This window comes from Streptomyces sp. MUSC 14 (assembly GCF_001866675.1).
GTDB lineage: Bacteria > Actinomycetota > Actinomycetes > Streptomycetales > Streptomycetaceae > Streptomyces.
This window is the reverse complement of sequence record NZ_MLYN01000051.1, coordinates 17825-44186: the sequence shown is the minus strand read 5'-3', so window position 1 is coordinate 44186 and position 26362 is coordinate 17825. Positions and strand designations below refer to the sequence as shown.

Below are 26362 nucleotides of genomic sequence, written 5' to 3'. Positions count from 1 at the left end.
GGGTGACGGAACCGACGACAAGGCACATGCAGTGAACATGCGTTACCAGTGGCCGGTCCTGCCCATCGTGGCGGGGCTGGCCTCCGGCTTATTGACCGGCTGCGGAACGGGGAGCGGTGACTCCGGGGGCACCGGCTCCTCCGTGGTGATGGGGATGTCCGACGACGTCCTCGCCACGGACCCGGCATCCGGCTACGACCCCGGCTCCTGGCTGTTGTTCGACAACGTCTTCCAGTCGCTGCTCAGTTTCCCCAAGGGCGGCACCGAACCCCAGCCCGAACTGGCCAGGAAGTGCACCTTCACCGACTCGCGGGCCATGGTCTACCGGTGCGAGCTGAAGGACGGCCTGAAGTTCAGCAACGGTGACGCGCTCACCTCGCAGGACGTGAAGTTCTCCTTCGACCGCATGCTGAAGATCAACGACGCGTCGGGGCCCGCGATCATGTTCCCGATGCTCGGCTCGGTCGACACCCCGGACGCGAAGAAGGTCGTCTTCCACCTGAAGGTCCCCGACGCCACCTTCCCCGGCAAGCTCGCCTCCGGCGCCGGTTCCATCGTGGACCACCGGCAGTACGACGCGGACGGGCTCCGCAAGGACGGCAAGGCCGTCGGCTCCGGCCCCTACAAGCTGGACTCCCTCGACAAGGACCAGGCCGTCTTCTCGGTCAACGCCGACTACAAGGGCACCGCGAAGGTCAAGAACTCCGGCATCACCCTGAAGTTCTTCCACGGCGACCGCGCCGCCCTGAAGCAGGCCCTCCTCGACGGCAACGTCGACCTCGCCTACCGAGGCCTGTCCGCCTCCGACGTCGCCGGCCTCGACCAGCAGGACGGCAGCAAGGGCATCGACGTCATCGAGGGCACCAGCGCCGAGGTCCAGCACCTGGTCTTCAACATGAAGGACCCGATCGCCGGAAAGCTCGGCGTCCGCAAGGCCATGGCCTATCTCCTCGACCGCGACGCCCTGATCAAGAACGTCTACCAGGGCACCGCCACCCCGCTGTACTCGATCGTCCCGGCGGGCATCGCCGGCCACAACACGGCCTTCTTCGACACCTACGGCGCCCGCCCCTCGCAGACCAAGGCCGCCGCCGCACTCCACGCGGACGGCATCACCGGCAGGGTGAAGCTCACCCTGTGGTCCACCCCGTCGCGCTACGGCCCCGCCACCGGCGAGGAGTTGAAGGCCATCGCCGGACAGCTCAACGCCAGCGGCCTGTTCGACGCCGACGTCAGGTCGGTCGCCTTCGACCAGTACGAGAAGGACATCGCCGCCGGCAAGTACGGCGTCTACGTGAAGGGCTGGGTGCCGGACTACCCGGACGCCGACAACTTCACGGCCCCGTTCTTCGGCAAGGGCAACGTGCTGGACAACAACTACCGCAACGGCACCATCACCGGCACGCTCATCCCGCACACCGCCGCACAGAGCGACCGCGGCGCCACCGACCAGGACTTCGGCCGGCTCCAGGACATCGTCGCCGACGAACTGCCCGTCCTCCCCGTATGGCAGGCCAAGCAGTACGCCGTCACCCGCGACGGCGTCTACGGCCTGGAGTACTGCCTGGACGCCTCGACGGTGTTCCGGTTCTGGGAACTCAGCAAGGGCTGACCGCCCACCGGCAGGCATCCGCCGGCACCGAGGGCGCTCCTCCCCGTACGGAAGGGGCGCCCTTCGCCGTCGTACGTTCCCCGCCGCTACTGCGCGCCGGGGCGGACCAGCCCGCTCTCGTACGCGTACACCGCCGCCTGCACCCGGTCCCGGAGCCCCAGCTTGGTCAGCACATGCCCCACGTGTGTCTTCACCGTCGTCTCGCTGACGAACAGATCGGCGGCGATCTCCGCGTTGGACAGCCCGCGCGCCACCAGCTTCAGCACCTCCACCTCGCGGTCGGTGAGCGTGTGCAGGGTGTCCGGCACGGGCTCCTCGCCGGAGGGCAGATGCGTCGCGTACTTGTCCAGCAGACGACGCGTGATGCTCGGAGCCAGCATCGCCTCGCCGGCCGCCACCACACGGATCGCCTGCACCAGCTCGTTGGCGGGGGCGTCCTTCAGCAGGAAGCCACTGGCCCCGGCGCGCAGCGCCTCCACCACGTACTCGTCGAGGTCGAACGTGGTCAGCACCAGCACCTTCGCCGGTCCGGACCGGTCGGGCCCGGTGATCTGCCGCGTCGCCTCCACACCGTCCATCCGCGGCATACGGATGTCCATCAGCACGACGTCCGGCTGCAGAGCCCGTACCTGATCGAGAGCCTGCAGGCCGTCACCGGCCTCGCCCACGACCGCGAGATCCTGCTCGGCCTCCAGGATCATCCGGAAACCCGTACGCAGCAGGGGCTGGTCGTCGACCAGTAGGACGCGGATGGCCACGTGACACTCCTTCGCTAGTCCGGGCCCATTCTGCCCTGCGACCCCGCCTCCGACTCGGCCGCCCTCACCGGCAGCGGATACGGCGGGGGAGTGCCGCCGAACTCCGGGCAGTGCGCCTGATGGTCGCACCAGCCGCACAGCTTGGTCGGGCGCGGACGCCACTCGCCGGTCTCCGTGGCCTGCCGGATGGCCTCCCACAGCGCGTGCAGCTTGCGCTCGACCCGCTCCAGATCGGCCGGATCCGGGTCGTACGTCAGCACGTCCCCGCTGCCCAGATAGACCAGCTGGAGGCGGCGCGGCACCACCCGCTTCAGCCGCCAGACCACGAGCGCGTAGAACTTCATCTGGAACAGCGCACCCTCGGCGTACTCGGGCCGGGGCGCCTTGCCGGTCTTGTAGTCGACGATCCGCACCTCGCCCGTCGGCGCCACGTCGACCCGGTCGATGATCCCGCGCAGCCGCAGCCCGGACTCCAGCTCGGCCTCGACGAACAGCTCCCGCTCCGCGGGCTCCAGCCGCGTCGGATCCTCCAGCGTGAACCAGCGCTCCACCAGCCGCTCGGCCTCCGCGAGCCAGCCCGCCAGCCGCTCACCGTCCGGATCGTCGGCGAACAGCTCCGTCACCTCCGGCCGGCTCTCCCGCAGCCGGTCCCACTGCCCCGGGATCAGCGCCTTGGCCCGCGGCGCGGTCCGCTCCCCGGCGGGCGCGTCGAACAGCCGCTCCAGCACGGCGTGCACCAGCGTGCCTCTCGTCGCCGCCGCGCTCGGCTTCTCCGGCAGCCGGTCGATCACCCGGAACCGGTACAGCAGCGGGCACTGCATGAAGTCGCCGGCCCGCGAGGGCGACAGGGAGGTGGGCGCCGTGGCGACGCGTTCGGCCGCCGCGCCCTCGAAGCTGCTGTCCATGCCACAGACCTTACGGCCCGCCACTGACAGTGACCCACCCGCTGCCCTGACCGGCCCCGCGACCACACGGCGAACACAAGGGGTGCCGGGGCGAAACACGTCACCACGGCCGCATACCATCGACACCGGACCCTTCCGGCCGGCAGGTGCGGAAGACGCTTCGAACGAGGGGACACCGTGGACGTGAGCGGCGGGAGCGGGCAGCCACGGCCCGGCGACGACGAGCCGACCGAGCACCCCGCGGTTCCTCCGGCCCCCGAGGACGCCGCGGACGACAGCGCCCGGCAGACCGGCGCCCAGGACGCCGACGACCGCGCGGACACCCCGCGACGCCCCGAAGCCGCCACCGACACCGACACGGGTGCCCGTCCCACCGAACACCGCTCCCTCGCCCACTCCGGCATCGCCAAGGGCGAGCCGCCGCAGCCCCGGCCCAAGGAGCCGGGCGGCGGCATCCTCATGGGGCGTCCCTTCGGGGTGCCGGTGTACGTGGCGCCCAGCTGGTTCCTCGTCGCCGCGCTGATCACCTGGGTGTTCGGCGGCCAGCTCGACCGCGTGCTGCCCGAACTCGGTGCCGCCCGCTACCTGGTCTCCCTGTTCTTCGCCGTCGCCTTCTACACCTCCGTGCTGGTCCACGAACTGGCCCACACCGTCGCCGCGATCCGCTTCAAGCTCCCGGTCCGCCGCATCCAGCTCCAGTTCTTCGGCGGTGTCTCCGAGATCGAGAAGGAGGCCGAGACCCCGGGCCGGGAGTTCGTGCTGGCCTTCGTCGGCCCCCTGCTCTCCCTCGTCCTCGCCGGGGTCTTCTACCTCGCCATGCAGCCCGTCGAGCCCCGCTCCGTGCCCGGCGTCCTGCTCGCGGGACTGATGATCTCCAACCTGATCGTCGCGATCTTCAACCTCCTGCCCGGCCTGCCCCTCGACGGCGGCCGCATGCTCCGCGCCGTCGTCTGGAAGATCACCGGCAAGCCCATGAGCGGCACCGTCGCCGCCGCCTGGGTCGGCCGCGCACTCGCCGTCGCCGTCCTGATCGGCCTGCCGCTGATGAACCAGTCCGGCGCGCTCGGCGGCGACGGCACCGAGGCCAACGGCATGGACACCGTCACCGACGCCCTGCTCGCCGCCATCCTCGCCGCGATCATCTGGACCGGCGCCGGCAACAGCCTGCGCATGGCCCGGCTGCGCGAGCACCTCCCCGAACTGCGCGCCCGCACCCTCACCCGGCGGGCCGTACCGGTACAGACCGACACCCCGCTCTCCGAGGCCCTGCGCCGCGCCAACGCCGCCGGCGCCCGCGCCCTGGTCGTGGTCGACGCCGAGGGCAACCCCCTCTCCCTCGTCCGCGAGGCCGCCATCGTCGGCGTACCCGAGCACCGCCGCCCCTGGGTCGCGGTCAGCGGCCTCGCCCAGGACCTCACCGACGGCATGCGCGTCTCCGCCGAACTGGCCGGCGAGGACCTCCTCGACGTCCTGCGGGCCACCCCGGCCACCGAGTACCTCGTCGTCGAGGAGACCGGCGAGATCTACGGCGTCCTGTCCGCGGCCGACGTCGAGCGCGCCTTCGTCAGGGCCATGGCCCGCCCCTCCGCCTAGCCGCAGTGGTCGGCGGCCCCCGCCGGGCCCGGTAGTCTGTTCACATGTCCGAACCGACCGGTGCCGCCCGCAGGCGCGGGCCCTTCAAGGTCGGGGACCAGGTTCAGCTGACCGACCCCAAGGGCCGCCACTACACGTTCACGCTCGAAGCAGGGAAGAACTTCCACACCCACAAGGGCTCCTTCCCGCACGACGAACTGATCGGTGCTCCCGAGGGCAGCGTTGTCCGCACCACCGGCAACGTGGCCTACCTCGCGCTGCGCCCCCTGCTCCCCGACTACGTCCTGTCCATGCCCCGCGGGGCAGCCGTCGTCTACCCGAAGGACGCGGGACAGATCCTCGCCTTCGCCGACATCTTCCCCGGCGCACGCGTCGTCGAGGCCGGCGTCGGCTCCGGCTCGCTCAGCAGCTTCCTGCTGCGCGCCATCGGCGACCAGGGCATGCTGCACTCCTACGAGCGCCGCGAGGACTTCGCCGAGATCGCGCAGGCGAACGTGGAGCGCTACTTCGGCGGCCCGCACCCCGCCTGGCAGCTCACCGTCGGCGACCTCCAGGACAACCTGTCCGACACCGACGTCGACCGCGTCATCCTCGACATGCTCGCCCCCTGGGAGTGCCTGGAGGCCGTCTCCAAGGCGCTCGTCCCCGGCGGCATCCTGTGCTGCTACGTGGCCACCACCACCCAGCTCGCCCGGACCGTGGAGTCCATCCGGGAGATCGGCTGCTTCAACGAGCCGACCGCCTGGGAGACCATGATCCGCAACTGGCACATCGAGGGCCTGGCCGTCCGCCCGGACCACCGGATGATCGGCCACACCGGCTTCCTGCTCACCGCCCGCCGCCTCGCGGACGGCGTCGAGCCGCCCATGCGCCGCCGCCGCCCCGCCAAGGGCGCCTACGGCGAGGACTACGCCGGACCGAACGCCGACGGCGGCACCGGCCGCTGACGGCCGCACACACGGCTCAACGTGAGGGCGCCGTGCCCGAGTTCCCACCAGCCACCGGGAACTCGGGCACGGCGCCCGTTCGTTGACGCGGTGCCAGGGTTCCCCGTCCCCCACGGTGCGTACGACCCGCACGCACGCGGGCGTTGCGCCCACGGGAATCCCGGACCCCGCCGTTCCCCCGCACTGTGACGTGTGGCACCATGCTGGCCACCCCACCGGCACAGCCCTCACAGGAGACACTCCTCGTGCAGCAATCCGCCGTCCCGGAGCTCGCCCACACCCAGACCAGGCCCATCCACTGGGTCGCCACGGCCACCGCCGTCGCCGGCGTAGTGGCCCTCTCCTCGGTCGTACAGCCCGGCTCCGCCACGGCCGCCACCGGCACACAGCCCAGAGCCGCCCACGCGGCCGTCACCCCGCCGGGCACCGACGGCGTGGCCTTCCCGCTGAACTGCGGCCCGGTGAAAGCGGTGGTGGTGAAGAAGGCCAGCGGGGACCTGGACGGGGACGGCAGACCCGAGACGGTCGCCGTGGTGCACTGCGACACCGCCATGGGCACCCCGCCGGACGGCGTCTACGTCGTCACCCGCCCCTCCGACGGCGGCAGGCCACGCGTGGTCGCCACCCTCGTGAAGCCCCAGGACCGGTACACCGTCACCGGCTTCTTCCTGCGCGCGGGAGCCGTCGGCGCCACCCTGCTCGGCTACTCCTCGGACACGGTGCCCAACTGCTGCCCCGACGTGAAGACCCCGGTCACCTGGAAATGGAGCGGCAGCACGTTCGTCCGCTCCACACCCGCCGACACCCACAGCGTCTGACCCGCGGCGACCGGCCCAGGACCCGGCGGGGACTCAGTCCGCGTCGGGCCCGTACACCTCGACCCTGTCCGAAACACGCCGCACATGAATGCACTCGCCGGGACACTCCCTGGCCGAGTCCACCACGTCCACGAGCAGCGGCAGCGGCACCGGCGTCGTCGCCCCCGCACTCTGCAGCAGCTCGTCGTCCGCGCCCTTCACATACGCCAGCCCGTCGATGTCCAGCTCGAACACCTCCGGGGCGTACTGGGCGCAGATCCCGTCGCCGGTACACAGGTCCTGGTCGATCCAGACCTCCAGCGCCTCGCCCCCCGGGGCCTCCTGCTGCACGGTCACCTCTCCTGCCGTCTCGATGCGCCGCACGGCCCGCGACGCCGGGAGCGCCAGCCAGGTCCGCTCCAGCGGCTGTTGAACACCCCTCGACCCTACCTCCGCCGCTTTTGAGCCCTCTTCCGCCGGTGACCGGGTTTCCGCACGATCACACGCGGGTACGACGGCCCGACCGGGACAGGAGGGTCCCCGCCAGGGGAACGACCACTTCAGGCCGGACCGACGGTGACACCGTCCACCCGGACCGTCGCTCTGCGTGATGACATGCGGGCGCACGGCACGCTGCCCACGTCCGGGCCGACCAGCCCTGAGCGGACAACTCCGGCCAGCTTTGAAGGAATTCGACCACGCGATGCCCGGAACAAGCTGCTTCCACATCACGTTGAGTGGGTATCCCCTCCGTGCGAGGGAGAGCGCATCGGGTGACCGACGACACACCTTGACAGTCTTGGTGATCTAGGGGTTTCAATCGACACCCACCCAGGTAGGGTCTGGAAGCGTCCAGCTCCCCTTGGAGGAGGTGAGGACCGTGGCAGCCCACGACGACGACATGAACCGCGGCATCCGCCCGGGACGAGGGTCCGACGACCCGGCCGGGCAGATCGCCTACCTTGAGCAGGAGATCGCCGTCCTGCGACGCAAGCTCGCCGACTCTCCGCGGCACACGAGGATTCTCGAAGAGCGGATCGTCGAGCTACAGACGAACCTGGCCGGCGTGTCCGCCCAGAACGAACGACTGGCCAACACCCTCCGCGAGGCCCGCGACCAGATCGTGGCCCTCAAGGAAGAGGTCGACCGGCTCGCCCAGCCGCCCGCCGGCTTCGGCGTCTTCCTGCAGGCGAACGAGGACGGCACCGCCGACATCTTCACCGGCGGCCGCAAACTCCGGGTGAACGTCAGCCCAAGCGTCGACCTCGACGACCTGCGGCGCGGCCAGGAAGTCATGCTCAACGAGGCCCTCAACGTGGTCGAGGCCATGGAGTACGAGAGCGTCGGCGACATCGTCACCCTCAAGGAGATCCTCGAGGACGGCGAGCGGGCCCTCGTACTCGGACACACCGACGAGGAGCGGGTGGTCCGGCTCGCCGAGCCACTGCTGGACGTCACCATCCGCCCCGGCGACGCCCTCCTGCTCGAACCCCGCTCCGGCTACGTCTACGAGGTCGTACCCAAGAGCGAGGTCGAGGAACTCGTCCTCGAAGAGGTTCCGGACATCGGCTACGACCAGATCGGCGGCCTCGGCAACCAGATCGAGGCCATCCGCGACGCGGTCGAGCTGCCCTACCTCTACCCCGACCTGTTCAAGGAGCACGAGCTGCGCCCGCCCAAGGGCGTGCTGCTCTACGGCCCGCCCGGCTGCGGCAAGACACTCATCGCCAAGGCCGTCGCGAACTCGCTGGCCAAGAAGGTCGCCGAAGTCACCGGCCAAGCCGCAGGCAAGAGCTTCTTCCTGAACATCAAGGGACCCGAGCTCCTCAACAAGTACGTCGGCGAGACCGAGCGGCAGATCCGCCTCGTCTTCCAGCGCGCCCGCGAGAAGGCCAGCGAGGGCACCCCCGTCATCGTCTTCTTCGACGAGATGGAATCCCTCTTCCGCACCCGCGGCTCCGGCGTCAGCTCGGACGTGGAGAACACCATCGTCCCCCAGCTGCTCGCCGAGATCGACGGCGTGGAAGGCCTGCAGAACGTGGTCGTGATCGGCGCCTCCAACCGCGAGGACATGATCGACCCCGCCATCCTGCGCCCCGGCCGACTCGACGTGAAGATCAAGATCGAGCGTCCCGACGCCGAGGCGGCCAAGGACATCTTCGGCAAGTACCTCACCGAACGCCTCCCGCTGCACGCCGACGACCTCGGCGAACACGGCGGCGACAAGACCACCACCGTCCAGAGCATGATCCAGACGGCGGTCGAGCAGATGTACGCCGAATCCGAGGAGAACCGCTTCCTGGAAGTCACCTACGCCAACGGCGACAAGGAAGTCCTCTACTTCAAGGACTTCAACTCCGGCGCCATGATCGAGAACATCGTGGGCCGCGCCAAGAAAATGGCCATCAAGGACTTCCTCGAAAAGACCCAGAAGGGCCTCCGCGTCTCCCACCTCCTCCAGGCCTGCGTGGACGAGTTCAAGGAGAACGAGGACCTGCCCAACACCACCAACCCCGACGACTGGGCCCGCATCTCCGGAAAGAAGGGCGAACGGATCGTATACATCCGCACCCTCATCACCGGAAAGCAGGGCGCGGACACAGGACGCTCCATCGACACGGTGGCAAACACCGGTCAGTACCTGTAAAAGCAGGGCGGCTGCGGGTGCCCTCACCGGGTACCCGCAGCCCTCTGTTTTTCCGGCCACGACCGGAGCAGGCAATGACGCAAATGATCTCCCCACCAGCGCAAAGGCGTTCTAGGCTCGTTCCTGCCGCCGAGTCGCGCCGTGCGGGGACGGGCACCGCGCACGCACCGGAGCCCCGGTGGTACGTGAGCGGCGCCCACGACCGAGGGTGCCGCCGGGCAAGGAGGGCCGCATGACCGTACGGCGAGTAATGGGCATCGAGACGGAGTACGGGATCTCCGTCCCCGGCCACCCCAACGCCAATGCCATGCTCACCTCGTCCCAGATCGTCAACGCCTACGCGGCGGCGATGCACCGGGCCCGCCGGGCCCGCTGGGACTTCGAGGAGGAGAACCCGCTGCGGGACGCACGAGGCTTCGACCTCGCCCGGGAGGCCGCCGACGCCAGCCAGCTCACCGACGAGGACATCGGCCTCGCCAACGTGATCCTCACCAACGGCGCCCGGCTGTACGTCGACCACGCCCACCCCGAGTACAGCGCCCCCGAGGTGACCAACCCCCGCGACGCCGTCCTGTGGGACAAGGCCGGCGAACGGATCATGGCCGAGGCCGCAGAGCGGGCCGCCCAGCTCCCCGGCGCCCAGCCGATCCACCTCTACAAGAACAACACCGACAACAAGGGCGCCTCCTACGGCACGCACGAGAACTACCTGATGAAACGGGAAACCCCCTTCTCGGACATCGTGCGCCACCTCACGCCCTTCTTCGTCTCCCGCCAGGTCTTCGCCGGAGCGGGCCGCGTCGGCATCGGCCAGGACGGACACGAGCACGGCTTCCAGCTCAGCCAGCGCGCCGACTACTTCGAGGTCGAGGTCGGCCTGGAGACGACCCTCAAACGCCCGATCATCAACACCCGCGACGAGCCGCACGCCGACGCCGAGAAATACCGCCGACTCCACGTGATCATCGGCGACGCGAACCTGTCGGAGATCTCGACCTACCTGAAACTGGGCACGACCGCCCTGGTGCTGTCCATGATCGAAGACGGCTTCATCGCGGTGGACCTCGCGGTCGACCAGCCCGTACGCACCCTCCACCAGGTCTCCCACGACCCCGGCCTCCAGCGCCTGATCACCCTCCGCAGCGGCCGCACACTCACCGCGGTCCAACTGCAGATGGAGTACTTCGAGCTCTCACGCAAGTACGTCGAGGAGCGCTACGGCGCCGACGCCGACGAACAGACCAAGGACGTCCTGGCCCGCTGGGAGGACACCCTCAACCGGCTCGAGAACGACCCGATGAGCCTCGCCGGCGAGCTGGACTGGGTCGCCAAGCGAGAACTCATGGAGGGCTACCGCCGCCGCGACAGCCTCGACTGGGACGCGGCCCGGCTCCACCTGGTCGACCTCCAGTACGCCGACGTACGCGCCGAGAAGGGCCTCTACAACCGTCTGGTGGCCCGCGGCCGCATGAAGCGCCTGCTGGACGAGTCCGAGGTCGACCGGGCCCGCACGAAGCCGCCGGAGGACACACGCGCGTACTTCCGCGGCCGCTGCCTGGAGCAGTACGCGGACGACGTCGCCGCCGCGAGCTGGGACTCGGTCATCTTCGACCTGCCCGGCCGCGACTCCCTCCAGCGCGTTCCAACCCTGGAACCGCTACGCGGAACGCGAAATCACGTCAAGGAGCTCCTGGACCGCTGCCGCACGGCAGAAGACCTGGTCAGGGTGTTGTCGGGCGGCTGAGCGCGGCCGGCGGACAGCCGTGGCGCCCCGGGCGGACAGGGTGGAAAACCCGCCGTCCGGGAATCATCGAGGTGGCCCCCGCACGTTGTGGAAACTGCGGGGCCGATGTCGGACCCGGCTTGTAGGGTCTGATCATCACCGATCGGCAGGCGAACTGAGCGGGGTGAGGGTTATGGCAACGAAGGACACCGGCGGCGGCCAGCAGAAGGCCACACGTTCCACCGAGGAAGTCGAGGAGCAGGCGCAGGACGCGCAGGCTTCGGAGGACCTCAAGGAGCGGCACGAGAAGTTGTCGGATGACGTGGACTCCGTCCTGGACGAAATCGATGATGTGCTCGAGGAGAATGCAGAGGACTTCGTGCGCTCATTCGTTCAGAAGGGTGGCCAGTAGGCCACATTCTCCTTCGAATCAAAGGCTGGGTCTCGGGGGCTAAGTGGGAGTCGAGGAGGCGGCGAAGCGCTGCTCGCGGTGCAAGAAGTCGAAGCCGCGAGCAGCCTTCGCCAGTAACAAGTCGGCCCGTGATGGGCTACAGGCCTACTGTCGTCATTGCTGGGCGGAGTACCACCACGCCCGGCAGTTGGCAAAGGGCAAGAACGTCAGGCCGCGTGTCGAGACGCCCGAGGGCCACAAGTTCTGCCGGAGTTGCGGGGAGATCAAGCCGCACAATGAGTGGCACCGTAACGCAACAGCTTCCGATGGCCTGTCAACGAGTTGTAAGGCCTGCCGGGCAGCGAAGTCGCGTGCTGATCACCTGAAGCGCAACTACGGCCTCACCGAAGCCGAGCGCGACGCGATGATCGCCGCCCAGCGCGGCCTGTGTGCGATCTGCCTGGATGCCCTGCCCGTGCATGTGGATCACTGCCACAAGACGGGTAGGGTCCGAGGCGTACTGTGCTTCAACTGCAACTCGGCCATCGGCAAGTTGGGTGACGACCCCGACGCCGTACGCCGTGCCGCTGCCTATCTGGAAGGAAACTCGTGGAAGCCAATACTCGTGGCACCGGGCGTCTACCAGCTGCCTTCCTGACGCCGGGCTCTTCTTCGTTCATGGACTTCCTCTCCGAGCACCAGCCCGAGATGCTGCCGGGCAACCGGCGGCTGCCGGCCACCCAGGGCGTGCTGGAGGCACCGCACGGTACGACCATCGTGGCCGTGACGTTCCCCGGCGGTGTCGTGCTGGCCGGTGACCGGCGGGCGACGATGGGCAATGTCATCGCGCAGCGGGACATCGAGAAGGTCTTCCCGGCGGACGAGTACTCGGCGGTCGGTATTGCCGGTACCGCCGGTCTGGCCGTCGAGATGGTCAAGCTCTTCCAGCTGGAGCTGGAGCACTTCGAGAAGGTCGAGGGTGCCCAGCTGTCCCTGGAGGGCAAGGCCAACCGGCTGTCGACGATGATCCGCTCCAACCTCGGCATGGCCATGCAGGGCCTGGCCGTGGTGCCTCTCTTCGCGGGGTACGACCTGGACCGCGAGAAGGGGCGCATCTTCTCCTACGACGTCACGGGCGGCCGCAGCGAGGAGCACAACTTCGCGGCGACGGGCTCCGGCTCGATCTTCGCTCGCGGTGCGATGAAGAAGCTGTTCCGTGACGACCTGACCGAGGAGCAGGCCACCACGCTGGTGGTCCAGGCCCTCTACGACGCGGCAGACGACGACTCGGCGACCGGTGGTCCCGATGTCGCCCGCCGGATCTACCCGATCATCACCGTGATCACCGAGGACGGCTTCCGCCGGCTCACCGAGGACGAGGCCTCCGAGCTGTCCCGCGCGGTGCTCCAGCGCCGTCTGGAGGAGCCCGACGGCCCCAAGGCCGCCCTGCTCTGAGGCGGCGGGCCCCGGTTCTTATCAAGGTGATCCAGTGACCACGACAGAAAGGGACGGATAACCGGTGTCGACGCCGTTCTATGTCTCACCCCAGCAGGCCATGGCCGACCGGGCCGAGTACGCCCGCAAGGGCATCGCCCGCGGTCGCAGCCTCGTCGTGCTGCAGTATGCCGACGGCATCGTGTTCGTCGGCGAGAACCCGTCCCGTGCGCTGCACAAGTTCAGCGAGATCTATGACCGGATCGGTTTCGCGGCCGCCGGCAAGTACAACGAGTACGAGAACCTCCGCATCGGCGGCGTGCGCTACGCCGACCTGCGTGGTTACACCTACGACCGTGACGACGTCACGGCGCGTGGTCTCGCCAACGTCTATGCCCAGACGCTGGGCACGATCTTCTCCTCGGCCGCCGAGAAGCCGTACGAGGTGGAGCTGATCGTCGCCGAGGTGGGGGAGACCCCCGAGGGCGACCAGATCTACCGGCTGCCGCACGACGGTTCCATCGTGGACGAGCACGGCTCGGTCGCGGTGGGCGGCAACCCGGAGCAGATCGCCACCTATCTGGAGCGTGAGCACCGCGACGGCATGAGCCTGGCCGAGGCGCTCAAGCTCGCCGTGCAGGCCCTGTCCCGCGAGTCCAACGGCACGCAGCGGGAGATTCCCGCGGACCGCCTGGAGGTCGCGGTGCTGGACCGTACGCGGCCGCAGAAGCGCAAGTTCAAGCGCATCGTCGGCCGGCAGCTCGCTCGTCTGCTGGAGGCGGACGGTGCGGCCACGGAGGCGGAGAGCGCCGAGGAGGCCGAGGAGTCGGGCGAGGAGTAGCCTGCCGCCCCGTTCCGCTCAGGTGTGCCCCGGCCGTTGTCCCGGCTGGGGCACATCCGTCTCTCCGGGCTCGCTCAGCGGCCCGGTGGCGGCGCCGTGGAGCCTCGGACGACCAGGTGGACCGGAATGTCGCCGCTCTCGGGCACGGCGCCCTCCAGGACCGCCAGCAGGGCCCGCATGCCGCGTTCGCCGAAGAGCTCGGCGTCCAGTCGTACGGTCGTCAGCTCGGGGTCGATGGCGGTGGCCAGGGCGAGGTCGTCGAGTCCGGTGACGGAGATGTCGTCGGGGATGCGCAGGCCGAGGCGGCGTACGGCCTTGTAGGCGCCGGCGGCGAGTTTGTCGTCGTCGCAGACGACTGCCGTGGGGCGTGGGCCGGGTGTGGTGAGTGCGGTCTCGGTCGCGTTCAGGGCGCCTTCGATGGAGATGGGGGCGCGGGCGGTGCGTACCTCGGTGCCGGGTACGGCCGCCATGCGTGTGGCCAGTTCCCGTGCGCGCAGTTCGAAGGTCCAGGAGGGTACGTCCGCGGCGAGGTGCAGGATCCGGCGGTGGCCGAGGTCCAGCAGGTGGTCGGTGACCTGGCGGACTCCGTCGGCGATGTCCAGGTTGACGGTGGCGGCGCCCAGGCTGCCCTCCGGGTCGCTGTCGAGCATGACGAGGGGGAGTTGGTCGCCCCGGATGGCGGTGAGTGCGTCGGCGGCCATGGAGGAGGCGAGGACGCCGTCCAGGGCGGCCTGTGCGGAGGCGAAGGGGTCGCGGGCGGGACCGATGCCCTCGGGGGAGGGGTACAGCACGACGCCGAAGCCGTGCTCGGCTGCCACGCGTGCGGCGCCGGTGTAGACGCCTGCGAAGAATTCCGTGGTCAGGGCGGGGACGACGAGCAGGACGGTGCGGGTGCGGCCGAGGCGGAGGTTGCGGGCGGCGAGGTTGGGCCGGTAGCCGAGTTCGCGTGCTGCCTCGCGGACTCGTTGGGCGGTGGTTTCGGACACGCGTCCGCGCCATTTGTCGCCGAGGACGAGGGAGACGGCGGCCTGCGAGACCCCGGCCGCCTGGGCGACGTCACGGCTGGTCGGTCGCGTGCTGCTGCGTGCCACCGCGGTTGCGCTCCTTCACCTGGACGTCCGAACAGCGCACATGGTACGTATGAGGGAGGACGTTATACGTAACACGTGGGGTGCGCGAGGCTCCGCGTGCGAGCTGCTGAAGGGCAGGACATGGCCACCGGATACCTGGGGATACTCCGGGCGCGGCACGCGCTGCGGCTGCTCACCGGCACGCTGGTCGGCCGGCTGCCCAACGCGACCGCGGCCATCGCCCTGGTGCTGTTCGTGCGCGCCGAGGGCGGCACCTACAGCCTCGCCGGTGCTCTCGCGGCCGTGTACGGCGTCGCCAACGCGGTCGGACAGCCGGTGCTGGGCCGGCTCGTGGACCTGTACGGGCAGCCGCGTGTCCAGCTGCCTGCCGCGGTCCTCGCCGCCGCCTGCATGGCCGTCTTCGCCTTCTGCGGCACCGGTCCGCTGCCCCTCGCCTATGCGTCCGTCGCGGCGGCGGGTCTGTTCGCGCCACCCCTGGAGGGCGGCCTGCGTGCGCTGTGGCCGTCCGTGCTGCGCGGTGAGGAGCAGGTGCACACCGCGTACGCCATGGACGCGATCGCGCAGGAGGTGATGTTCACCGTCGGGCCGCTGCTGGTGACCCTGTGCGCGTCCGTGTGGGACGCGCGCGCCGCCCTGCTCGTGCTGAACGTCCTCGGTGTCCTCGGCGCGCTCTCGGTGGTCGTCTCGCCGCCCTCGCGCGCGTGGCGTTCGGCTCCGCGCGAGGCCCACTGGCTCGGCGCCCTGCGCTCGCCCGGCCTGCTCGCCCTGCTCGGTGCCTTCCTGTTCGTCGGTATCGCGCTCGGCTCCATCACGGTCGCGTCGGTGTCGTACGCCGACGGGCACGGCGGTGACGCGGTCTACGGCTGGATGATGGCCGGGCTGGGCCTCGGCGCGCTGGTCGGCGGCGCGGTCTACGGGGCCCGCCAGTGGTCCGGCGCGCCCGAGCGGCGACTGCGGCTCCTGGTGGCGCTTCTGGCGGTGTGTTACCTGCCGCTCATGCTGGTGCCGGGCGCGCCGTCCATGGTGCTGCTCTCGGTCGTCTCGGGCGTGTTCCTCGCGCCCTGTATCGCCTGTGCGTTCATCATCGTCGACCGGCATGCGCCGAGGGGCACGGTCACCGAGGCGTTCTCCTGGCTTGTCACCACGTTCACCGTGGGTGCCTCGGTCGGTACGGGGCTCGCCGGTCCGGTGGTCCAGGCCGGGGGCACGGTGTGGGGTTTCGCCGTTCCCGGTGTCGCGGGCGCCGTGTCGCTGCTGGTCCTGCTCGGCACCGGGCGGGTCCTCGCAGCTCCCGCGCGGGGCGCGGTGGTTGCGGCTTCATCGGAAACTGATCCAAATCGTGCTGTCGAACCCCGTTTCAGCTCAGGGGATCGGGCGTAATGTTCAGTCATGGACCGCCGCATTTTCGGGCTGGAGAACGAGTACGGCGTCACGTGCACGTTCAGGGGACAGCGCCGCCTGTCGCCTGACGAGGTGGCGCGGTACCTCTTCCGCCGTGTCGTGTCATGGGGCCGCAGCAGCAATGTCTTTCTGCGAAACGGCGCCCGGCTCTATCTCGACGTGGGCTCACATCCGGAATACGCGACACCCGAATGTGACAACGTGATCGAACTGGTCACCCACGACAAGGCCGGCGAGCGCATTCTCGAAGGACTCCTGGTGGACGCGGAACGACGCCTGCACGAGGAGGGAATCGCAGGCGACGTCTACCTCTTCAAGAACAACACCGACTCGGCGGGCAACTCCTACGGCTGCCACGAGAACTATCTGGTGGCGCGGCACGGGGAGTTCTCCCGGCTCGCGGACATCCTCATCCCCTTCCTGGTCACCCGGCAGCTGCTGTGCGGCGCGGGCAAGGTGCTCCAGACGCCGCGCGGCGCCGTGTACTGCGTCAGCCAGCGTGCCGAGCACATCTGGGAGGGCGTCTCCTCGGCCACGACCCGCTCGCGGCCCATCATCAACACCCGCGACGAACCCCACGCGGACGCGGAGCGCTACCGCCGGCTGCACGTCATCGTGGGCGACTCGAACATGTCCGAGACGACCATGCTGCTCAAGGTCGGGGCGACCGACCTGGTGCTGCGCATGATCGAGGCGGGCACCGTGATGCGCGACCTGACCCTGGAGAACCCGATCCGGGCGATCCGTGAGGTCAGCCACGACATCACCGGCCGCCGCAAGGTGCGGCTGGCCAGCGGCCGGGAGGCCTCCGCGCTGGAGGTGCAGCGCGAGTACTTCGACAAGGCCGTGGACTTCTGCGACCGCCGGGGCATCCGCACCGGCACGGTCGCCCAGGTCCTGGAGCTGTGGGGCCGCACGCTCGACGCGATCGAGACCGAGGAACTGGACCGGATCGGCACCGAGATCGACTGGGTCATGAAGTACAAGCTCATCGAGCGGTACCGGGCCAAGCACAACATGACCATGTCGCATCCGCGGGTCGCGCAGATAGACCTCGCCTACCACGACATCCACCGCCGGCGTGGCCTGTACTACCTGCTGGAGCGCAAGGGTCAAGCGACGCGGGTCTGCAACGACTTGAAGATCTTCGAGGGCAAGTCGGTTCCGCCGCAGACCACTCGGGCCCGTCTGCGCGGCGACTTCATCCGCCGGGCACAGGAGCAGCGCCGGGACTTCACGGTCGACTGGGTCCATCTGAAGCTCAACGACCAGGCACAACGCACCGTGTTGTGCAAGGACCCGTTCCGTTCGGTGGACGACCGGGTGGAGAAGCTCATCGCCGGAATGTGACGAAGCATTCCGAGTCGAGCGTTTCCGCACCGCAATGCCGGAACGCCACACGGGCGCCGTACGTTTCCCGTACGGCGCCCTTCTCGCGTCGTAGAGTTGCGCGCACGCCAATCCACAAGATCGACCGATTACGAGGCCTTCCGTGCGCCGACGCTCGCTCCTCCTCGCCGCCGTTCCCGCGGGACTGGTCACGCTCTCCGCGTGCGGTGACAACAAGTCCGCCTCCAGCAAGACGAGTGCCTCGCCGACGCCCTCGGTGTCCACGGCACCTCCGCCGAAGATCGTGGCGGGACCGCTGCCGGCGATCACGGCGGGCACGAAGTTCGGCGAGAAGCCGACGGTCGCCAAGGGCGCGGGCGAGCCGTCGAAGAACCTCGCGGTCAGGACGGTGATCGCGGGCAGCGGCCGCACGGTCGCCGAGAACGACTTCATCAAGGCGAACTACCTGGGCCAGATCTGGGACACGGCCAAGGTCTTCGACAACTCCTACGACCGCAAGCGCCCGCTGGTCATGCAGCTCGCGCAGGGCAGCATCATCGACGGCTGGCGGTACGGCCTGACGGGCAAGAAGGTCGGCAGCCGCGTCCAGATCGCCGTCCCGCCCACGTGGGGCTACGGCCCGTCCGGTGAGCCGCAGGCGGGCATCAAGGGCACCGACACCCTGGTGTTCGTCATCGACGTGATCGAGTCGTACAACTCCAAGAGCTCCGTCACGGGCAAGGCGGTCGCGCAGAGCGACGCGGCGCTGCCGAAGGTGGCCACCAACACCGACGGCGAGGTCCCGAAGGTCACGGTTCCGAAGACCGACCCGCCGAAGAAGCTCGTGTCGACGTATGTCCTGGAGGGCGACGGCGAGGAGCTGAAGGCCGACCAGACGGTGCTGTGCCAGTTCCAGGGCCTGGTCTGGGACGGCGGCAAGACGTTCCAGCGGACGTACGGCTCGGGCCGGCTCGCCCAGTTCTCGCTGGAGCGGATGCAGCAGACGGTCAAGGGCCTGGCGCAGGGCCTGACCGGCAAGAAGGTCGGCAGCCGCGTGCTGATCGTGGTCCCGCCGGAGCTGGGATACGGCGACACCCCGCCGAGCGGCGGGCCCGTCGGGAAGAACGCCACCCTCGTGTTCACGGTGGACGTGCTCGCCGCGATGTAGCCCCGGGTCCCGGTGGCGGGTGGTGGGGCCGCGGGGATGAAAGACTGTCCGTGATTCGTGTCGTACACAAGCAGGAGCTTTGACGTGAGCATCGAGAAGCCCGAGATCGACTTCCCCGGCGGCGAGCCCCCGAAGGACCTTGAGATCAAGGACATCTGGGAGGGTGACGGGGCGGAGGCCGTGGCCGGTCAGAACGTCACCGTGCACTACGTGGGCGTCACCTTCGAGACGGGTGAGGAGTTCGACGCGAGCTGGAACCGCAACTCGCCGTTCCGTTTCCCGCTGGGCGGCGGCCGGGTCATCAAGGGCTGGGACCAGGGCGTCCAGGGCATGAAGGTCGGCGGCCGTCGCCAGCTGACCATCCCCGCCCACCTCGCCTACGGCGACCAGAGCCCGAGCCCGCTCATCCCGGCGGGCTCGACCCTGATCTTCGTGGTCGACCTCCTCGCCGTCTGATCGGATCCGATCGGTTGGGGCCCATGCCTGCCCGGGCATGGGCCCTCGCTTTTGCCACCGCACCGAGGAGCGGTACGGTCGTCGGTCGGAAGCATGAAAAGGGGAGGCGAAGGGCGTCGATGGCCATTGCCAAGGCCGAGCGGCTGATGAACCTCGCGCTGTGCCTGCTGGGGGCGCGCCGGCCGCTGAGCAAGCGTGAGCTGCGGGGGTCCGTCGAGGCCTATCTGGAGGCGGGCTCGGACGACTCCTTCAACCGCATGTTCGAGCGGGACAAGGACGACCTGCGCGAGCTGGGCCTGGTCATCGACACGGTCGAGAACCTGGACGGCGAGGTGGGCTACCTCGCCCGCCGCGACAGCAACCGCCTGCCGCCCATCACCCTGGACGCCGAGGAGGCCGCCGCGCTCGGCCTGGCCGCCAAGGTGTGGCAGCAGGCCCGGCTCGCCGGCGCCGCGAGCGGCGCCCTGCAGAAGCTGCGGGCCGCGGGGCTCCCGGAGGACGTCGATCCGTACGAGGCGCACGGCGCGCTCGAACCCCGTATCCCGGTGCACGAGGCCGCGTTCGAGCCGCTGATGCTGGCCTGCCGCGACCGCCGCCCGGTCCTCTTCGAGTACCGCAAGGCCTCCGCCGTCCACCCCGAGCCCCGGCATGTGGAGCCGTGGGCCCTGGAGTGCTGGCGCGGGCACTGGTACCTGGCCGGCTTCGACCGCGACCGGGGTGCCGAGCGCGTCTTCCGGCTGTCCCGGATCACCGGGCGGGTCCGCTCGCGCGGCACGGGCTTCACCGTGCCCGTGCCGGACGTGGTCACCGTGCGCGAGACCGTCGCGAGCTGGGCGGGCGAGATCGCCGACCGCTCGGCACTGATCCGGCTGCGTTCCGGCTCCGGGTACCCCCTTCGGGCGAAGGCCACCGCGGTCCGGGAACTCGGCGACGGCTGGGACGAGTTGGAGATTCCGTACGGGCACGGCCTGGACGCCTGGCTGGTGGAGTTCGGGCCGGACGTGGTGGTGCTGGAGCCGGCCGAGCTGCGCGCGGACGTCGTGGAGCGGCTGCGCGCCGTGGCCAAGGGCTGAGTGGGGGAGCGGAACTGTGGCAGGCAAACCGGTCAGGCCCGTGAACGCCATCGACCAGACCCGGCGGATGCTGTCCCTGGTCACCTATCTCAAGGAGCGCCCCGGCGCGCGGATCGCGGACGTCGCCCGCGCCTTCGGCATCACCGAGGACGAGCTGGTCTCGGACCTCGATCTGCTGCCGATGTGCGGCACCAGCTTCCGCGGAGGCGACCTGCTGGACATCGACACCGACGGCGAGCGCATCTGGTGGCACAACCCGGCGGCGCTCGGTGAGGAGGCCGCGGAGCCGCTGCGGCTCGCCGCCGACGAGGCCACGGCCCTGCTGGTGGCCGCCCGTGCGGTCGCCACCCTGCCCGGCCTGCGCGAAGGCGACCGCCAGGCCCTGCTGCGGGCCACCGCCAAGGTGGAGGCCGCGGCCGGGGAGACGGCCGGCGCCAGCTCCCGGCTGTCGGTGACCTTCGAGTCCGAGGGCGGCGTCTTCGCCGATGTGGACCGGGCGATCTCCGAGCGCCGCCGGCTGTGGATCCGCTACTACTCCCCGGCCCGCGACGAGGTCACCGAGCGCGAGATCGACCCCATCCGCCTGGTCAGCGTCGGTCACACCTACGTCGAGGCCTGGTGCCGCCGCTCCGAGGCCCGGCGTACCTTCCGGCTCGACCGGGTCGCCGAGATCCGGATCCTGGACGAGCCGTCCGCACCGCCCGAGATAGAGCTGCGGGACCTCTCCGAGGCCCTGGTGCAGCCGGCCGCCGAGGACCCGGAGGTGGTGGTCGAGGTCGGCCCCGGCGGCCGCTGGGTCGCCGAGTACTACCCGCACGACAGCGCCGATGAGCGTCCCGACGGCGGGCTGCGTATCACTCTGCGCACTCCCGACCCGGCCTCCCTGCGCCGTCTCGCCCTACGGCTCGGCGCCGACGGCCGGATCGTGTCTCCGCCGGAGCTGGCGGAGAGCGCCCGGAGGGCAGCCGGAGAGGCTCTGGCGGCATACGCGGAGTGAGGGCGGCGCCCCCGCAGGGGCGCGGGGCCGTGGGAGAGGTACGGCTCCGCCGCGGGGCGCGGCCGGCCACGACGCGCGGCCGCAAGGACGCGCGGCAGCCGCGGCACGGGACGTCACGGCACATCACGCACGACGGCTGGCGAACCATCACAAGGAGGAGCAGGCCCATGACCGAGTCTCCGGTGACCACTGCTGGTGGCATGACCGTGGCATCCGCCTTCGCCGGGATGCGAAGAGTCGTCCCCGTGATGTTCAAGGCGGGCTGCCCGGACTGCCGGGGCCGCTTCGAGCTCGCCGCGAGCGCGCTGCGCCTGGCCATCGGCGCCTCCAGCCGTACGACGTTCTACTCCTTCACCTGCCCCGACTGCGGCGCCGCCGTGCGCAAACCGGCCGGTGAGCGCATTGTCGAGCTGCTCACCGGAGGTGGGGTCAGGACGCTGCGTCTGCACTCCACCGTCTAGTCTCGACGTCATGTTCTGGCCGATGTGTGCGGTAGCGCTGGGTTTCCTGGGTCTCGTCGTCCTGGGGGTGCTCGCCGTCCGGGTCTTCCTGGCGGCGCGGCGCCTCGGACTACAGGTCGCCGACTCCGGTCGCCGGATCAGCAGGGCGGCCGAGGACCTGGAGCGGGCGGCCGTCAGCGCGGCCCGTGCCGCCGATTCCCTGTGAGCCCGCCCGCGGGACTCCTGTGAGCGCCGCGACGCACGTGCCCGGGCCCCTTCGGCCTGTCATGCTGCCCATCGGGACAGGTACGCTGCTTGTCGCGGTGCGGAGAACGAGGCCCGTGCCGTGGACGGGAGTACGCAAGGGGATTGCTTCGTGTTTACCCCCCGGCGTTACGATCGCTGCCAGCACGACCATCGGACGCATGTCCGACTGATCGGACAGCATCCCACCCCAGCCGCCTCGGTGAGAAGGTAAAGACTTATGTTCGGAAGGCTCGGAGCCCCCGAGATCATTCTCATCCTCGTCGTCATCTTCCTGCTGTTCGGCGCGAAGAAGCTTCCGGACATGGCCCGCTCGCTCGGCAAGTCCGCGCGGATCCTCAAGAGCGAGGCCAAGGCGATGAAGGAGGAGGGCAACGCCTCCGCCCAGGCGCCCGCCTCCGACGAGCAGGCCCAGTCCCAGCGCACCATCCAGGCGGCCCCCGGCGACGTGACCAGCTCGCGCCCGGTCAACGAGCCGACGGACACCACCCAGCGCTGACGCAGCGCCGGAAGCCACCGGCCTGCCGCACGAGATGAGGACGTGGGTTGCCCAAGCCTGCCCGCAAGAAGGAGAAGGATCCCGAGGGGCGTATGCCTCTCGCGGATCACCTCCGTGAGCTCCGCAACCGGCTCGCGAAGGCAATGCTGGCCATCGTCGTCGTGACGATCGTCGCCGCCTTCTTCTACAACGACATCATCAACTTCCTGACCAAGCCGATCCTCGACTCGGTCGGTTGCGCACAGAGCTTCGAGCAACTGGCGAAGACCAAGAGCGGTCACCAGTGCGCGGAGATCACCATCAACGGCCTGCTCGCGCCGTTCACCCTGGCCCTCCAGGTCTCGCTGATGGCCGGTGTCGTCACCGCCTCGCCGATCTGGCTGTACCAGCTGTGGGCCTTCGTCGCGCCCGGTCTGCACCGGCACGAGAAGAAGTACGCCTACGCCTTCGTCCTCATCGGCGCCCCGCTGTTCTTCGCCGGCGCCTTCTTCGCGTACGAGGTGCTGCCCACCACGGCGAAGGTGCTGATCGACTTCACGCCGAGCGGCAGCATCAAGAACCTGCTGCCGCTGGATGACCTGCTCCAGCTGGTCACGCGCATGGTGATCGTCTTCGGCCTCTCCTTCGAGCTGCCGCTGCTGCTTATCTTCCTCAACCTCACCGGCATCCTGAGCGGCCAGCGCATGCTCGGGTGGTGGCGCGGCATGATCCTCGGCATCACGATCTTCGCGGCCGTGGCCACGCCGAGCACCGACCCGCTGTCGATGCTGGCCCTGGCCGGGCCGATCTGGCTGCTGTACTTCGCCGCGACGGGCTTCTCGCTGATGAACGACAAGCGCAGGCGCCGCCGTGCGGAGGCGGGCCCCGCCGACGACGAGGCTTCCGAGCTGGACCTCACCCCCGAGGCCATCGACGAGGTCGAGCCGGTCCCGGCCAGCCGGGCCCTGCCCGAACAGCCGGGCACGGACCGGGTCAACGGATACGACGACGTGACCTGATCCCCACCCGCACCGAGCCGCGCACGCTGCCCCCGCCCAGGTGGACGGGGGCAGCGCCGTATCGCGTGGCACACGATCGGGATAATGATCGTCCGGTTGTCAGTGGGGCCCGGTACGCTCGAAAGCACGATGACAGAGGACCTCTCACCGGCCGAGCGGTACGCGGCAGCCCGCAGGCGGGCAGCCGAGCAGGCCACCGCGCTCGCGTCCTTCCGCGAGATGTACGACTTCGGCCTCGACCCCTTCCAGATCGAGGCCTGCGAGGCGCTCGAAGCGGGGAAGGGCGTGCTGGTGGCCGCCCCCACCGGCTCGGGCAAGACGATCGTGGGCGAGTTCGCCGTGCACCTCGCCCTCCAGCAGGGCAGGAAGTGCTTCTACACGACGCCGATCAAGGCGCTGTCGAACCAGAAGTACGCCGACCTGTGCCGCCGCTACGGCACCGAAAAGGTCGGCCTGCTCACCGGTGACAACAGCGTGAACTCCGAGGCCCCGGTCGTCGTGATGACCACCGAGGTCCTGCGGAACATGCTGTACGCCGGCTCCCAGACCCTCCTCGGCCTCGGCCACGTGGTCATGGACGAGGTGCACTACCTCTCCGACCGCTTCCGCGGCGCCGTCTGGGAAGAGGTGATCATCCACCTGCCCGAGTCCGTGACGCTGGTGTCGCTGTCGGCGACCGTCTCCAACGCCGAGGAGTTCGGCGACTGGCTGGACACCGTCCGCGGCGACACCGAGGTGATCGTCTCCGAGCACCGGCCCGTCCCGCTGTTCCAGCACGTGCTCGCCGGTCGCCGGATGTACGACCTGTTCGAGGAAGGCGAGGGCCACAAGAAGGCCGTCAACCCCGACCTCGTCCGGCTGGCCCGCATGGAGGCCACCAGACCGTCGTACCAGGACCGCCGCCGCGGCCGGGCGATGCGCGAGGCGGACCGGGAGCGGGAGCGCAGACAGCGCTCGCGCGTGTGGACGCCGGGCCGCCCCGAGGTCATCGAGCGTCTCGACTCCGAGGGCCTGCTCCCCGCCATCACCTTCATCTTCAGCCGCGCCGCCTGCGAGGCCGCCGTACAACAGTGCCTGTACGCGGGCCTGCGGCTCAACGACGAGGAGGCGCGCGAACAGGTGCGCGCCCTGGTCGAGGAGCGCACCGCCGCCATCCCGTCCGAGGACCTGCACGTCCTCGGGTACTACGAGTGGCTGGAGGGCCTGGAGCGGGGCATCGCCGCGCACCACGCGGGCATGCTGCCGACCTTCAAGGAGGTCGTGGAGGAACTGTTCGTGCGCGGTCTGGTCAAGGCCGTCTTCGCGACCGAGACGCTCGCCCTCGGCATCAACATGCCCGCCCGCTCGGTGGTGCTGGAGAAGCTCGTCAAGTGGAACGGCGAGCAGCACGCCGACATCACGCCGGGCGAGTACACGCAGCTGACCGGCCGCGCGGGGCGCCGCGGCATCGACGTCGAGGGCCACGCCGTCGTGCTGTGGCAGCGCGGCATCAGCCCCGAGCACCTCGCCGGTCTCGCGGGCACCCGTACGTACCCGCTGCGCTCCAGCTTCAAGCCGTCGTACAACATGGCGGTCAACCTGGTCGAGCAGTTCGGCCGGTCCCGCTCGCGCGAGCTGCTGGAGACCTCCTTCGCGCAGTTCCAGGCCGACCGGTCGGTCGTCGGGATCTCCCGCCAGGTGCAGCGCAACGAAGAGGGACTCGCCGGCTACCAGGAGTCGATGACCTGTCACCTCGGCGATTTCGAGGAGTACGCGCGACTGCGCCGCGAGCTGAAGGACCGCGAGACCGAGCTGGCCCGGCAGGGCGCCAACCAGCGGCGCGCCGAGGCCGCCACCGCCCTGGAGAAGCTCAAGCCGGGCGACGTCATCCACGTCCCCACGGGCAAGTACGCCGGCCTCGCTCTCGTGCTCGACCCGGGCCTGCCCGCCGGCCGGGCCACCGGCCACCGCGGCTTCGACCACCACGACGGCCCGCGCCCACTGGTGCTCACCGCCGAACGGCAGGTCAAGCGGTTGGCGTCGATGGACTTCCCGGTGCCGGTCGAACCGCTGGACCGGATGCGGATCCCGAAGAGCTTCAACCCGCGCTCGCCGCAGTCCCGTCGGGACCTCGCCTCCGCGCTGCGCTCCAAGGCCGGGCACGTCCCGCCGGAGCGGGCCCGCAAGAAGCGCTCGCAGGCCGCCGACGACCGAGAGATCGCCCGGCTGCGCACGGCCATCCGCGCGCATCCCTGCCACGGCTGCGACGACCGCGAGGACCACGCCCGTTGGGCCGAGCGCTACCACCGGCTGCTGCGCGACACCTCGCAGCTGGAACGCCGGATCGAGGGGCGTACGAACACCATCGCGCGCACCTTCGACCGCATCGTGGCCCTGCTGACCGAGCTGGACTACCTGCGCGGCGACGAGGTCACCGAACACGGCAAGCGCCTCGCCCGGCTCTACGGCGAACTCGACCTGCTGGCCAGCGAATGCCTGCGTGCCGGCGTCTGGGAGGGCCTCGCTCCCGCGGAACTCGCCGCGTGCGTCTCGGCGTTGGTGTACGAGGCACGGCTCAGCGACGACGCGATGGCGCCGAAGCTCCCGTCCGGCAAGGCGAAGGCCGCGCTCGGGGAGATGGTCCGGATCTGGGGCCGGCTGGACGCGTTGGAGGAGGACTTCCGGATCAACCAGACCGAGGGCGTCGGCCAGCGCGAGCCGGACCTCGGCTTCGCCTGGGCCGCGTACATGTGGGCCTCCGGCAAGGGGCTCGACGAGGTGCTGCGCGAGGCGGAGATGCCGGCCGGTGACTTCGTGCGGTGGTGCAAGCAGGTGATCGACGTGCTGGGGCAGATCTCGGCGGCGTCTCCCTCCGGGGGTTCGACCGTGGCGAAGGCTGCGCGCAAGGCTGTCGATCAGTTGCTGCGGGGTGTGGTCGCCTACTCGTCCGTGGGGTGACCTGGCCGTTCGCGGGTGCGGGCGGGCTGTGGTTGATCGCGCAGTTCCCCGCGCCCCTTTA

The 26362-nt window shown here is 69.9% G+C and carries 25 protein-coding genes; 21 read left to right on the top strand and 4 right to left on the bottom strand.

Annotated features, from left to right (window positions below; translation table 11 throughout):
- Window positions 1–31 precede the first annotated feature (31 nt).
- Window positions 32–1612: an ABC transporter substrate-binding protein gene (locus BIV25_RS30975; protein ID WP_071375781.1), complete on the top strand. Its 1581-nt coding sequence runs from the start codon at window positions 32–34 to the stop codon at window positions 1610–1612.
- 86 nt (window positions 1613–1698) lie between these two features.
- Here the strand turns inward: BIV25_RS30975 and BIV25_RS30970 are convergent, their stop codons facing one another.
- Both BIV25_RS30970 and BIV25_RS30965 read right to left on the bottom strand, forming a co-directional pair.
- Window positions 1699–2370, bottom strand: coding sequence for a response regulator transcription factor (locus BIV25_RS30970; RefSeq protein ID WP_071375780.1), 672 nt, complete (start codon window positions 2368–2370; stop codon window positions 1699–1701).
- 14 nt (window positions 2371–2384) lie between these two features.
- Window positions 2385–3275, bottom strand: a complete 891-nt coding sequence (locus tag BIV25_RS30965) for a RecB family exonuclease (protein WP_071375779.1) — start codon at window positions 3273–3275, stop codon at window positions 2385–2387.
- Window positions 3276–3452: 177 nt separating this feature from the next.
- On the opposite strand from BIV25_RS30965, the gene BIV25_RS30960 reads away from it, so the two are divergent.
- The 3 genes from BIV25_RS30960 (at window position 3453) to BIV25_RS30950 (ending at window position 6633) form a co-directional block, all read left to right on the top strand.
- Window positions 3453–4868: a site-2 protease family protein gene (locus BIV25_RS30960; protein ID WP_071375778.1), complete on the top strand. Its 1416-nt coding sequence runs from the start codon at window positions 3453–3455 to the stop codon at window positions 4866–4868.
- 44 nt (window positions 4869–4912) lie between these two features.
- Window positions 4913–5815, top strand: a complete 903-nt coding sequence (locus BIV25_RS30955) for a tRNA (adenine-N1)-methyltransferase (protein ID WP_067050546.1) — start codon at window positions 4913–4915, stop codon at window positions 5813–5815.
- A 245-nt stretch (window positions 5816–6060) separates the two neighbouring features.
- Window positions 6061–6633 carry a hypothetical protein gene (locus BIV25_RS30950; RefSeq protein WP_071375777.1) on the top strand — a complete coding sequence of 191 codons (573 nt, stop codon included), beginning with the start codon at window positions 6061–6063 and terminating at the stop codon, window positions 6631–6633.
- A 33-nt stretch (window positions 6634–6666) separates the two neighbouring features.
- Here the strand turns inward: BIV25_RS30950 and BIV25_RS30945 are convergent, their stop codons facing one another.
- Window positions 6667–6969: a ferredoxin gene (locus BIV25_RS30945; RefSeq protein ID WP_071375776.1), complete on the bottom strand. Its 303-nt coding sequence runs from the start codon at window positions 6967–6969 to the stop codon at window positions 6667–6669.
- A 523-nt stretch (window positions 6970–7492) separates the two neighbouring features.
- Here BIV25_RS30945 and arc point away from each other — a divergent pair.
- The 6 genes from arc (at window position 7493) to prcA (ending at window position 13648) form a co-directional block, all read left to right on the top strand.
- Window positions 7493–9259 (top strand): proteasome ATPase, encoded by a 1767-nt coding sequence (gene arc, locus BIV25_RS30940; protein WP_071375775.1) that lies wholly within the window; start codon window positions 7493–7495, stop codon window positions 9257–9259.
- Window positions 9260–9491: 232 nt separating this feature from the next.
- Window positions 9492–11003 carry a depupylase/deamidase Dop gene (gene dop / locus BIV25_RS30935; protein WP_371273083.1) on the top strand — a complete coding sequence of 504 codons (1512 nt, stop codon included), beginning with the start codon at window positions 9492–9494 and terminating at the stop codon, window positions 11001–11003.
- Window positions 11004–11175: 172 nt separating this feature from the next.
- Window positions 11176–11394, top strand: a complete 219-nt coding sequence (locus BIV25_RS30930) for a ubiquitin-like protein Pup (protein WP_030608326.1) — start codon at window positions 11176–11178, stop codon at window positions 11392–11394.
- 43 nt (window positions 11395–11437) lie between these two features.
- Window positions 11438–12031 carry an endonuclease VII domain-containing protein gene (locus BIV25_RS47910; RefSeq protein WP_079176992.1) on the top strand — a complete coding sequence of 198 codons (594 nt, stop codon included), beginning with the start codon at window positions 11438–11440 and terminating at the stop codon, window positions 12029–12031.
- Window positions 11983–12828, top strand: a complete 846-nt coding sequence (gene prcB, locus BIV25_RS30925) for a proteasome subunit beta (RefSeq protein WP_071375773.1) — start codon at window positions 11983–11985, stop codon at window positions 12826–12828. Before BIV25_RS47910 ends, prcB begins: the two co-directional genes overlap by 49 nt.
- A gap of 64 nt (window positions 12829–12892) precedes the next feature.
- The gene (prcA, locus tag BIV25_RS30920) at window positions 12893–13648 is read left to right on the top strand and encodes a proteasome subunit alpha (protein ID WP_071375772.1); all 756 of its coding nucleotides are present in this window, start codon (window positions 12893–12895) and stop codon (window positions 13646–13648) included.
- 74 nt (window positions 13649–13722) lie between these two features.
- On the opposite strand, the gene BIV25_RS30915 is transcribed toward prcA, so the two are convergent.
- Window positions 13723–14739 (bottom strand): LacI family DNA-binding transcriptional regulator, encoded by a 1017-nt coding sequence (locus BIV25_RS30915; RefSeq protein ID WP_071375771.1) that lies wholly within the window; start codon window positions 14737–14739, stop codon window positions 13723–13725.
- A gap of 120 nt (window positions 14740–14859) precedes the next feature.
- Here BIV25_RS30915 and BIV25_RS30910 point away from each other — a divergent pair, with 120 nt between their 5' ends.
- The 11 genes from BIV25_RS30910 (at window position 14860) to BIV25_RS30860 (ending at window position 26301) form a co-directional block, all read left to right on the top strand.
- Window positions 14860–16119 (top strand): MFS transporter, encoded by a 1260-nt coding sequence (locus BIV25_RS30910; RefSeq protein WP_071375770.1) that lies wholly within the window; start codon window positions 14860–14862, stop codon window positions 16117–16119.
- 9 nt (window positions 16120–16128) lie between these two features.
- On the top strand, window positions 16129–17490 hold the full coding sequence (gene pafA / locus BIV25_RS30905; protein WP_071375769.1) for a Pup--protein ligase: 1362 nt from the start codon (window positions 16129–16131) through the stop codon (window positions 17488–17490).
- Between the two features lie 142 nt (window positions 17491–17632).
- Complete coding sequence (locus tag BIV25_RS30900) at window positions 17633–18637, top strand: FKBP-type peptidyl-prolyl cis-trans isomerase (protein ID WP_071375768.1); 1005 nt, start codon at window positions 17633–17635, stop codon at window positions 18635–18637.
- 84 nt (window positions 18638–18721) lie between these two features.
- On the top strand, window positions 18722–19093 hold the full coding sequence (locus BIV25_RS30895; RefSeq protein ID WP_071375767.1) for an FKBP-type peptidyl-prolyl cis-trans isomerase: 372 nt from the start codon (window positions 18722–18724) through the stop codon (window positions 19091–19093).
- A 119-nt stretch (window positions 19094–19212) separates the two neighbouring features.
- Window positions 19213–20166 carry a YafY family protein gene (locus tag BIV25_RS30890; RefSeq protein ID WP_071375766.1) on the top strand — a complete coding sequence of 318 codons (954 nt, stop codon included), beginning with the start codon at window positions 19213–19215 and terminating at the stop codon, window positions 20164–20166.
- 16 nt (window positions 20167–20182) lie between these two features.
- Window positions 20183–21163 carry a YafY family protein gene (locus tag BIV25_RS30885; protein WP_071375765.1) on the top strand — a complete coding sequence of 327 codons (981 nt, stop codon included), beginning with the start codon at window positions 20183–20185 and terminating at the stop codon, window positions 21161–21163.
- 167 nt (window positions 21164–21330) lie between these two features.
- Window positions 21331–21624, top strand: a complete 294-nt coding sequence (locus tag BIV25_RS30880; protein WP_071375764.1) for a hypothetical protein — start codon at window positions 21331–21333, stop codon at window positions 21622–21624.
- Window positions 21625–21634: 10 nt separating this feature from the next.
- Window positions 21635–21829: a hypothetical protein gene (locus tag BIV25_RS30875; RefSeq protein ID WP_071375763.1), complete on the top strand. Its 195-nt coding sequence runs from the start codon at window positions 21635–21637 to the stop codon at window positions 21827–21829.
- A gap of 258 nt (window positions 21830–22087) precedes the next feature.
- Entirely contained in the window at window positions 22088–22366 is a 279-nt protein-coding gene (gene tatA, locus BIV25_RS30870; RefSeq protein WP_071375762.1) for a Sec-independent protein translocase subunit TatA, read from the top strand.
- A gap of 47 nt (window positions 22367–22413) precedes the next feature.
- Entirely contained in the window at window positions 22414–23364 is a 951-nt protein-coding gene (gene tatC / locus BIV25_RS30865; RefSeq protein WP_079176991.1) for a twin-arginine translocase subunit TatC, read from the top strand.
- 84 nt (window positions 23365–23448) lie between these two features.
- Complete coding sequence (locus tag BIV25_RS30860; RefSeq protein ID WP_071375760.1) at window positions 23449–26301, top strand: RNA helicase; 2853 nt, start codon at window positions 23449–23451, stop codon at window positions 26299–26301.
- Window positions 26302–26362: the final 61 nt, after the last annotated feature.